Here is a 9,548-nt window from a genome sequence, read left to right on the forward strand (position 1 = left end):
GTTCTAAAGTAGCCCCTACGCCCCACTCCCCAGTGTGCTATGCAGGGGATAGCTGCTTGACCTTCATCACTAAGGAATCCATTAGCTTATCAAAGGGTTTGATAAATTTATCGATGCCTTCGGCTAGCAGCTCATCCATTACCTGATCGAGATCTAGGCCAACGGTGGGCAGTGTTTCGATGACAGTCTGGGCCTGGTCCACATCGGCTTCGATGCGGCTGATCACATCACAGTGGTCGGCACAGGCTTCGATGGTATTGGGGGGCAGGGTGTTGACGGTATCAGGGCCGATCAGTTCATCGACGTACATGACATCGCTATAGGCTGGGTTTTTGGTGCTGGTGCTGGCCCACAGCAGGCGCTGTACCTTGGCTCCCTTGGCCACCAGTGCCTGCCAGCGGTCGCTCTGGGTAATTTTTTTGTACTCTTGGTAGGCGAGCTTGGCATTTGCGATCGCAACCTGACCTTTGAGCCCAGCAATCTGCTCTTGCTTACTGGCATCCGCCTCAGCCAGCTGGTCGAGGGCATCGTCCACTTTGCTATCAATCCGGCTCAAAAAGAAGCTCGCCACCGAAGCCAGATGGCTAATATCATGACCATCGGCCAGGCGACCCTCCAGACCCCGAATGTAGGCCCAAGCGGTGTCAATGTAGCTTTGTACCGAGAACAGCAGGGTGACATTAACGTTGATCCCATCGCGGATGGTCTGCTCAACCGCCTTTAGCCCCTCGGGGGTGCCCGGAATTTTGATCATCAGGTTGGGGCGCTCAATCGCTGCCGCATACCGGCGAGCTTCCGCCAGCGTGGTATCCGCATCGTGGGCCAGATTGGGCGGTACTTCTAAACTGACATAGCCATCTAATCCATTGGAGGATTCATAAATCGGCTTGAGCACATCGCAGGCCCGACGAATATCATCGAATACCAGAGATTCGTAGATTTGCTCGACGGATTGTCCGGCCCGGACACCCGCTTCAATATCCTGATCGTAGATCTCATTACCTGCGATCGCTTTTTCAAAAATAGCGGGATTAGACGTGATCCCATGCACATCTCGACTATCAATTAACTCCACCAGTTCGCCTGAAACCAGCAGGTCGCGGCTCAGATTGTCCATCCAAACACTTTGACCATAATCCTTCAGATGCAGAATGGGGCTGTCTTTTACCGTAGTCATAGGTGAATTGTCCTGTTTAATTTGTCTGTTTTGCTTGTTCAATAAGTGTTACTCAGTCTTAATGCCGTGAAATCTATCCAGGGTTAAGACTCCTGAGCGTTGTTTAAACGTCTTGACCAACAACGGCCATTTCGGTTTCATGTTCTCTAAACCGATCTTGAATAAATGATTCCACTAACGCCACATCTTCTGTACTGCCCAACACCAAAGGTGTACGCATGTGTAAACGATCAGGGAGCACATCTAAAATTTTCTGAGAGCCCGTGGTGGCCCGTCCCCCCGCTTGCTCTGCCAAAAAGGCGAGGGGAGCCGACTCATAGAGCAACCGCAGTTTGCCAGCAGGATTTTTAACCGTGCCAGGATATAAAAACACGCCACCCTGAAACAAAATACGATGAAAATCTCCCACTAATGCACCACTGTAGCGAGCTGCATAGCCTTCATGACGATGCACGTACCGAATATAATCTCGGATCGAGTCATCCCACTGCCAAAAGTTACCTTCATTTACACTGTAAACAGGCCCATGGCTAGGAATCGTAATGTTTTCTTCCGAAAGGATAAACTCCCCCAGGCTGGGATCAAGGGTAAATGCATGCACCCCCGTACCGATGGTATAGACCAGCACCGTGCTGGGGCCATAGAGAATATAGCCCGCCGCTATCTGTTCATGGCCTGGCTGTAGCAGATCCTCTCCCGTTTGCTGTTCGTCATTTCCCTGTTGTTGCCGAATGGCAAAAATCGAACCAACATTTAGATTGATATCCACATTAGACGACCCGTCAATGGGATCGTATAGCAGCGTATAGCGACCTACAGGACAGTTTTCTGGAATATAGAATGGCTCTTCCATCTCTTCGGACGCCAAACGACAGACCAAACCGCTTTGTTTAAACGCAGAAATAAAGACGTCATTGGCATAGACGTCCATTTTTTTGACGGATTCCCCCTGGACATTTTCACGCCCAGTAAAGCCCAGAGCGTCTTCTACTAAACCGGCCCGCGATAGCCGTCGAGCGATAAGCTTACCCGCCAGGGCAATCCGGGTCATCAATGCGCTCAGATCTTGAGCATCTGGCCCAAAACTTTGAAGCTGCTGCAACACATGTCGCGACAGCGTCATTGAATCACGATCTAACGTAGCCTCGTGGGATGGTTGATAGGTTTCAACCATAGAACCTCCATTACCTCTACTGATTGAGGTGGGTTAGCAAGTGAAGTATCGATCAGATACTCCTACTGCCATGTTAGAAACCCGATCTAGAAAATGAAACAAACTTTTAGATCAGTTACAGAAACATCTCAGAATCTGTGCCCAAAGATGCTCAAAAAGATTCATCTAGATTAAGTACAGATGAGTCTTAGCTAAATGATGTCTGAGTTCCATTTGTTGGCAGCTTACAAAAGATTGAACCCGCTTACCTAGATTCTATTGATGTAAAGCAATCAGATATCTTGTCCTAAAAACCAGCATTTATACTGACTAAGCTATCATCGCCAAGCCCCGTCAATCACCCGAAAAACCGTGGCATTGGGGTTACGTTTCCTCGATAAATTAGCTGTGATTATAAAGGGGACATTGTCGTGATTATGACAATGCAGTTTCGAGCAGTTTCGGGCAGCTTTGGGCAACTTTAATCACTGAGTAACATTATTCATCTGGCATTATTAAACATTATGGGGCATCCAGGGGGGAAACGGCTCAATCATTACGGTCTGCCAATAGCAGGCGGACTGGGTATTTTTACGTTGGCTATGGCTCCCGCCTGGGCACAAATAGTCCCCATCGGAACAACATCGATTACGACAGACGGGGCTCAGATTCAGATTACTGGCGGTGTCTCTTCTACCGATGGAGAAAATCTCTTTCATCAGTTTGAAACGTTCAACGTAGAGACGATGGAGACTGCTACGTTTATGGCCCCTGCCTCAGTGGAAAATATTTTAGGGCGCGTGAACGGGGGCCAGCTCTCGACCATCGATGGCGGCTTAGCGGTCTCTAACAGTGCTAATTTGTGGCTGCTCAATCCCGCTGGTATATTTTTTGGCCCCAATGCCCATCTTAATTTACAGGGTGACTTTACTGCCGCCACCGCTGACGCGGTCGGATTTAACCAAGGCTGGTTTATTGAGGGCATTGAGGACACCGACTATCAAGCGTTAGTGGCTGCTCCCCACAGTTTAGCCTTTATATCGAGTCCCGCCCCCCTGATCAATCTGGGGAATCTCCACGTAGCTGCAGGACAGAATTTAAGACTGCTGGGGGGTAGCGTAGATAATACAGGCACCTTAAGCGCTCCGGCAGGTTCGATTACTGTCGCAGCGCTCAGCAACACCAATCGGGTCAATTTAAGTCAAACGGGTCAGCTCCTCACCTTAGAAATTGAGCCCTGGACAGAGGATGTTCCCAGTCTCACCCATCTCCCCACCCTTCTGACTGGTAGAAGCGTTGACAGTGCCGACACCCTCACCATCGCGACAGATGGCACCCCGCAGCTCACACAAGCAGGTGTGACAACAGCTCCAGACATTGGCCAGGCGAGCATATCTGGAACCGTGAATAGTGCCGGAGAGAACGGTGGCCACATTCTTATTTTAGGAGAACAGATTTCTCTTGTAGATGCAACACTCAATGCCGATGGCATCTATCAGGGGGGACAGATTCACATTGGGGGTGATTATCAAGGGGCCGGATCATGGCCAAATGCTATCCATACTCAAGTCAATCAAAACACTGAACTGAGAGCCAATGCCCTACACCAAGGAAACGGAGGACAAATTATTGTGTGGGCCGATCAGTCCACCGACTTTGGCGGTAATGCTCAGGTTCAAGGGGGCGCTCAGGGGGGCAATGGGGGCTTTATCGAAATTTCTGGCAAGTCAAACCTGGACTTTAATGGACAATTTTCCCTGGGTGCTCCCCAGGGAGAATCAGGCACCATCCTATTTGACCCGGATACAATTCGCATTGTCAGCGGTGGTACAGCAGCTGATACGGCAACAGAATCCACCTTATTTCCTGTTGTTAGCGCCACCGATCGCGATCTGGGTATTCTAACTCTCCACGCAGCTACCCTAGAGAGTTGGAGCGGTGATGACAACATTATCTTCCAAGCAAATCTCAATATTAATATTGATTTAGGTGGAAATAATGACCTGACCTTTCAGCCGGGCACAGGCTCTATCACGTTTGTTGCCGATGCCAACAACAATAATACCGGAACCTTTTCCATGACTGGAGCGGGCGATCAGATTAATACATCGGGGCGCAATATCAGTATTTCAGGTCCTCTGATTACGCTGGAGTCAATCAACACCCAGTCCGCAACCGGGGCAGGTAATCTCAGCCTGACGGCACCGTTTTTAACCACGGTGGAAGGTAGCCTCAATGCTGGCAATATCACGATTAAAAGTAACGAACTAAACCTAAACGGGGGCAACGCATCGGTCAGTGGCTCAGCCTTGGTCATAACCCCAGACAATCCAGCTACAGAGATCAACCTAGGCCCAACCACAAATACCCTATTTGAGCTAGATCTATTGGGAACCGACATTTTGGCACTTCAAGATGGGTTCACAACCATTACTATTGGCCGCTCCGATGGAACCAGTGATGTCACTCTCTATGACTCGATTACAGATACTGGAGCCACACCATTTCGAGATCCGGTCACGCTGCTTGGAGCTAATAGGTTAAGAGGACCTGATCAGCTGACGCACTGGACTATCACGGATGAAAATCAGGGGAATCTCAACTCTCTTTTTAGTAACGGACTGAGGTTTGAGAATACTCACTCAATAGTTGTTGGTAATGGCTCTAACGACCTGATTCAAGGTGATATGGGAAATGATACATTTATATTCTCAGGCATTGATACTGGCACTCTCAAGGGTATTGGCTTTGCTGGCATTCAAAATATCTATGGAGGGGCAGGCGACGACCGTTTTATCTTTGAAAATGGAGCCGTGATGAGCGGTCTGATTGACGGCGGTAGCGGAGCCGATACGCTCCAGGGCAGTAGTGGGACTGATGCGATCGCAATCACCGCCAACAACACAGGCACCCTCAGCAATGTCACCTTTACAGATATTGAAAATATAGAGGGTAGCGCCGGAAATGACATATTTCTCTTTAACGATGGAGCCTCGTTGACCGGTACCCTGAGCGGAGGAGAGGGCCTTGATGCAGTTGATTACAACAACTACGCTACGGCTATCACAGTTGACCTGCAGACCCGTCGTGGTAGTACCATGGGGGCATTTAATACCGTAGAAACCTTCGTTGGTAGCAATCATGACGATACCTTTAGACTGAGCGAAAACAATTTTGTCAGATCCATCAACGGAGGAGCCGGCAATGACACGTTTCTAGGGGATACGGTCGACAGTATTTGGAATTTAACGGCTGTTAACACCGGCAACGGTCCTGGAATCACTAGCTTTGAAAATATCGAAAATCTCACAGCTGGCGATCAATTAGACCAGGTCAACTTTCTAGCCAGTGACGCTCGTTTTACCGGCAACCTTGAGGGGGGGGAGGGTCCACTGATTCTGAATGGCGACAGCATTGGCATTGGCACTGCGATTACAGGCACAGATGAGCTTATACTGCAGCCCGCTTCAGCCCATCAAAATATCCAGCTAGGCGGTGCTGATTTAACGCCTGATTTAACCCAAACCCTCACTATTTCAACCGCAGAACTCTCAAATATCGATGACGGCTTCACAGCCATTACCATTGGACATCCCGAAGGTAGCGGTACAATTACCCTAGGGGCCGATGTAACACTACCCGCACCGACAACCCTTCAATCTCCCAACAGCGATGGCACCATTAATACCCAAGGATTTGACCTAGCTGCATCTGAAATTATCCTATCTGCAGCCCAGGACATTCTTACAGCTAACCTTAGTGCCCCCAATGGCATTAGCCTCAGCAGCAGTCATGGGGCTATTAACACTCAAAATGTTGTTACCAACGGCGGTCGCGTTGCCGTTGATGCTGGCACGACCCTAACCACCCAGCAGATTGACACAGCGGGAACCGCTGGCACCGGGGGTAATGTTATCCTCAAGGCTCCAGATACTATTCAGGTTCAAACAATTCGAGCCGAGGGTGCGGGCGGCAGCATAGCAATTGCCACTGAAGACTTCTTTAGAGCAACCGACAGCTTTATCAGTTTAGATGGACATATAGCTAGTATCTCCACCGCTGCCCTTAATGGGACGGGCACGATTACCATTAACCATGGTGGCAACAGCTCTACTGCTTTTGAAGTGGGTGATGGCACCCTTTTAGGCAGCGAGGCTGTCATTACCACGGGGGCCTTTCAAATTCCCAGCGGCAGCTCTTTTTTAAACAGTCATACCCTAGGCAATATTTCTATTCTGACCCAGGATCTGAATATACCTGTCGCGGCTATCCCCCAGGTCATAGCAGCCTCTACCGCCGTTCCTGCTGCTGCCATTCCCTCTGCCGTCACTCCTGCTGCTGCTATTCCCTCTGCAAGCATCAATTCCCCAGTCACTGTTGACTTTAGCTCTCCCCGAATAGAAAGCGATCCTGCCACCATAGAAGAACTCACATTCTCCTTGAGTTCTGACGACTCCAACAAAGCCTTGTTCAACCGTTTAGAAAACTCATATTCCGAACAATTTAAGTCCCATCTAAATCTATACGGGCGTGTCAGCGTTTCCCCCACTAATTTGGCTACAGCCCAACAGACTCTGGGTAATGTGGAAGCGTTAATGGGCATCAAACCCGGTGTTTTATATATTTATTTTTTACCACCTACAGCAAAAGATACAGCACTGCCCGATTCGAGTGGTCTCACCCCTGAGGATGAGCTAGGGCTGCTGTTGCTCACCCCTGATGGCCAAACTGTTCGCCGAAAAGTAAAGGGCGTTACCCGTGGTGAGGTCATGGCTGTGACTGAAGATTTTTATGCTCAAATAACCAATCCGATTTCCGGAGCATCTCAGTACTTACCACCGGCACAGCAGCTCTACAGCTGGTTGATTGCCCCCATAGAAGACCAATTACACCAGCAGAATATTCAGAGCTTGGCGCTGGCAATGGATACAGGATTGCGTACCCTGCCTGCGGCTGCCCTGCACAATGGTGAAGAGTTTCTAATTGAACGCTACAGCCTAGGGGTCATTCCCAGTTTTAGCCTGACTGACTTTAACCCTGAGAATTTTCTCTATACCCAGCTAGAGACAACTCAGCTATTGGCCATGGGAGCTTCTCAGTTTCCATCACAGCAAGTCCTGCCAGCTGTACCAGAGGAACTCAATAGTATTACTAAAACATTTCATGACAGTGAGGTTTTCCTCAATGAGAACTTTACGCTAGATAATCTCCAAACTCAAGTGGCCCGTAATAAGTTTGGCATTGTTCACCTGGCCAGCCATGGCATATTCGAGCCTGGTGAACCCAGCCATTCCTATATTCAACTATGGGACCAGCCCCTCAAGCTCGATCAGGTCCACACCTTAGGTCTGCAAGCTGCTGACATCGCCCTAATGGTTCTGAGTGCCTGTAACACAGCCCTGGGTGACCGTGAAGCCGAGTACGGCTTTGCCGGATTAGCGGTGAATGCTGGGGTACAGACCTCTGTGGCTAGTCTCTGGCCCATCAGCGATGAAGGTACCCTCGGGCTGATGACATACTTTTACAAACATTTGCAGCAACAGCCAGTTCGAGCAGTAGCGCTACGCCAGGCACAATTGGCGATGTTGCAAGGGGATCTTCAGTTTGCAGATGGTACACTATACGGCCTTGATGATGCAGCCTTAGCTCATTTCCCAGATTTAGAACATCATGGCCGCTGGAATTTTGAACATCCTTTTTACTGGTCCACCTACACCCTGGTCGGCAGCCCCTGGTAGCGCTGAACGTCTACCTCTCTAGATGTAACAACCCCTTCACCCACAACGCATACACGAAAATTAGGGAATTGATGTGTAAGCAGAACTGATTTCCGTTATACATGTAGTATTGGAAACTAAATCATTATCAGATGATAAACTCTCGACGCATTTTAGTTACGGGAGGAGCTGGTTTCATTGGCTCTAATTTTGTTCACTATTGGCACAAGCATCATCCTGATGATCGCATCATCGTATTAGATTTGCTTACCTATGCTGGCAACAGAAAAAATTTGCAGTCCCTGGAAGGCATTGATGTCTTTAAGTTTGTGCAAGGTGATATTTGCGATCGCACCCTTGTACATTCACTTTTCCAAGAAGAGAATATTGATACTGTCGTTCATTTTGCGGCCGAGTCCCATGTAGATCGCTCAATTCTAAATCCTGATGCGTTTATAAAAACTAATGTAATTGGGACATTCACGCTGCTTGATACATTTAAACATCATTGGCAAATAAATCAAAAGCCAGAGCACTATCGTTTTCATCACATCTCTACTGATGAGGTTTACGGTAGTCTCGAATCAAACGACAGTGCTTTTTCTGAGGTCACACCCTATAGTCCCAATAGCCCTTATTCAGCCTCTAAGGCAGGAAGCGATCACCTTATTAAGGCTTACTACCATACCTATGGATTACCCACGTTAATTACCAATTGCTCTAATAATTATGGGCCTTACCACTTTCCTGAAAAGTTAATTCCACTAATGTGTGTGAACTTGATGCTTGGTAAACCATTACCAGTTTATGGAGATGGTCAGAATATAAGAGATTGGTTATATGTAGAAGATCATTGCAGCGCTATTGAAGCGGTGTTGACCAAATCTATTCCAGGTGAGACCTATAACATCGGTGGTAATAATGAGATTAAAAATATTGATCTTGTTCATATACTAGGAAAACTTATGGAAGAGTTAGCCCCCGATCTTCCTGTGAAGCCATATGACACACTCATTAAATTTGTTAAGGATAGACCAGGACATGATTATCGATATGCCATTGATGCAACTAAAATTCAGACTGATTTAGGGTGGTACCCAAGCGTTACAGTTGAAGAGGGTTTGTGTAAAACCGTGCAATGGTACCTCGATAATAATGACTGGTGGCAGCCTTTGTTATCGGCAGACTATAAAGATTACTATGAGAAAGTTTATGGGTAACACCTATTAGAAAATATAGCTGATGAACGGTCGAAGCTTTTATAGGTCAAAAAACAACTTTTCATTTTAAGAAGGATTTCAGAGATTGCTCTGATTCAGATAAATTATCAAATTTTCTTAGGAAAATTTATTCAACAACGACAGCTTTAACTATTACAATACTCCGGACAGAATTAGGAGACTAGAACCCCGTAGTCACAAAGACTTGGAAAGTTGGGATGTGATTTAATCAAAGTCTCGTCTAAGTCTAAGTTTCGAATAAACCTGTCAATCAGATGCTG

4 protein-coding genes are annotated in these 9,548 nt (G+C 47.7%); 2 read left to right on the forward strand and 2 right to left on the reverse strand.

Annotation, left to right across the window (positions count from 1 at the left end; all coding sequences use genetic code 11):
- Window positions 1–37 precede the first annotated feature (37 nt).
- On the reverse strand, window positions 38–1,177 hold the full coding sequence (gene tal / locus IQ260_RS21640) for a transaldolase (RefSeq protein WP_193995167.1): 1,140 nt from the start codon (window positions 1,175–1,177) through the stop codon (window positions 38–40).
- 103 nt (window positions 1,178–1,280) lie between these two features.
- Window positions 1,281–2,351 (reverse strand): class 1 fructose-bisphosphatase, encoded by a 1,071-nt coding sequence (gene fbp / locus IQ260_RS21645; protein ID WP_193995168.1) that lies wholly within the window; start codon window positions 2,349–2,351, stop codon window positions 1,281–1,283.
- A 503-nt stretch (window positions 2,352–2,854) separates the two neighbouring features.
- Between fbp and IQ260_RS21650 the strand changes: the two genes are divergently transcribed.
- Window positions 2,855–8,068: a CHAT domain-containing protein gene (locus IQ260_RS21650; RefSeq protein ID WP_193995169.1), complete on the forward strand. Its 5,214-nt coding sequence runs from the start codon at window positions 2,855–2,857 to the stop codon at window positions 8,066–8,068.
- 131 nt (window positions 8,069–8,199) lie between these two features.
- Window positions 8,200–9,267, forward strand: coding sequence for a dTDP-glucose 4,6-dehydratase (rfbB, locus tag IQ260_RS21655; protein WP_193995170.1), 1,068 nt, complete (start codon window positions 8,200–8,202; stop codon window positions 9,265–9,267).
- The last annotated feature ends 281 nt before the right edge of the window (window positions 9,268–9,548 follow it).

The organism is Leptolyngbya cf. ectocarpi LEGE 11479 (genome assembly GCF_015207065.1).
GTDB classification, from domain to species: Bacteria; Cyanobacteriota; Cyanobacteriia; order Phormidesmidales; family Phormidesmidaceae; genus Leptothoe; species Leptothoe ectocarpi.

Bases quoted from the DNA above. Each gene is read 5' to 3' on its own strand.
- fbp (WP_193995168.1), bottom strand. From the start codon at position 2,351: ATGGTTGAAACCTATCAACCATCCCACGAGGCTACGTTAGATCGTGAT.
- rfbB (WP_193995170.1), top strand. From the start codon at position 8,200: ATGATAAACTCTCGACGCATTTTAGTTACGGGAGGAGCTGGTTTCATT.
- tal (WP_193995167.1), bottom strand. From the start codon at position 1,177: ATGACTACGGTAAAAGACAGCCCCATTCTGCATCTGAAGGATTATGGT.
- IQ260_RS21650 (WP_193995169.1), top strand. From the start codon at position 2,855: ATGGGGCATCCAGGGGGGAAACGGCTCAATCATTACGGTCTGCCAATA.